Here is a 1,171-nt window from a genome sequence, read left to right on the forward strand (position 1 = left end):
GGCCAGGCCTCAGCATTTTATTATGGTGATCCCCTGGGCGAAATGCGCCTGGTAAGCAGAGTTTTTGAAATGTAAGGCCTTTGAATAAGACAAAAGGCTGCCTCATCGCTAACTTTGCAACAGTGCCCACTAGTGAGGGGCGGCAGCGCATCAAGCGGTGAGCGCACTCCGGCACCGCCAACTTTCAGCACATGCGTGTAAATCATCGTCGTAGAGACGTCGGAATGGCCGAGCAGATCCTGCACGGTTCGAATGTCGTAACCGCTGCGGAGCAAGGCCGTCGCGAACGAGTGGCGGAGGGTGTGCGGTGTGGCGGGCTTCGTGATGCCTGCTTGTTCTACGGCACGTTTGAAGGCGCGCTGAAAGGTCTGGTCATACATGTGATGGCGACGCACGACACCGCTCCGTGGATCGGTCGAATGCGTGTGCTGCGCAAAAACCCAGAACCACGGCCAGGAATGCCCGGCGCGCGGATACTTCCGCTCAAGGGCGTCGGGAAGCGCAACGCCGCTGCGGCCCTCGGCCTGGTCCTTCAGCCACCATGCCCGTGCACGCGACAGCTGCTCGCGCAGGCTGGGTGCCAAGCTCTCGGGTAACATCAAGGCCCGATCCTTGGAGCCCTTGCCCTCCCGCACGATGATCGTGCCGTGATCGAAATCCAGATCCTTGACCCGCAGTTGCAAACCCTCACTGATCCGCATGCCCGTTCCATACAGAAGCTGGGCGAACAAACGATGCTCGCCTTCCAGAAAACCGAGGATGCGAACCACTTCATCCGGGGTCAGCACCACCGGCAAGCGCCGCGACGGCCGAGGTCTTCCGATCTCCTGAAGCCAGGGCAGATCCGTGCACAGCACCTTGCCGTAGAAGAACAGCAAGGCCGCCAATGCCTGACGATGCGTGGAGACCGAAACCTTGCGCTCGTTCGCCAGCCAGGACAGAAATGCCTCGACTTCGCTGCTGCCCAAGGTTGCCGGGTGACGCACACCGTGGAAACGGATGAAGGCACGAACCCAGTGGACATAAGCCTGTTCGGTTCGTAAGCTGTAATGCAAGTAGCGTATGCGCTCACGCAACTGGTCCAGAACCTTGACCGAACGCAGCGGTGGTAACGGCGCAGTGGCGGTTTTCATGGCTTGTTATGACTGTTTTTTTGTACAGTCTATGCCTC

Annotated in this window: 2 pseudogenes; one reads left to right on the top strand and one right to left on the bottom strand. The window is 59.2% G+C overall.

Features of this window, described 5'->3' with window-relative positions:
* Positions 1-75 (top strand): annotated as a pseudogene (locus OOJ60_RS24465) (IS6 family transposase); the annotation flags it as partial.
* A 53-nt stretch (positions 76-128) separates the two neighbouring features.
* Here OOJ60_RS24465 and intI1 read toward each other — a convergent pair.
* A pseudogene (gene intI1, locus OOJ60_RS24470) lies at positions 129-1,133 on the bottom strand (class 1 integron integrase IntI1); the annotation flags it as partial.
* Positions 1,134-1,171 lie beyond the last annotated feature (38 nt).

This window comes from Citrobacter sp. R4 (assembly GCF_026719175.1).
GTDB lineage: Bacteria > Pseudomonadota > Gammaproteobacteria > Enterobacterales > Enterobacteriaceae > Citrobacter_A > Citrobacter_A sedlakii.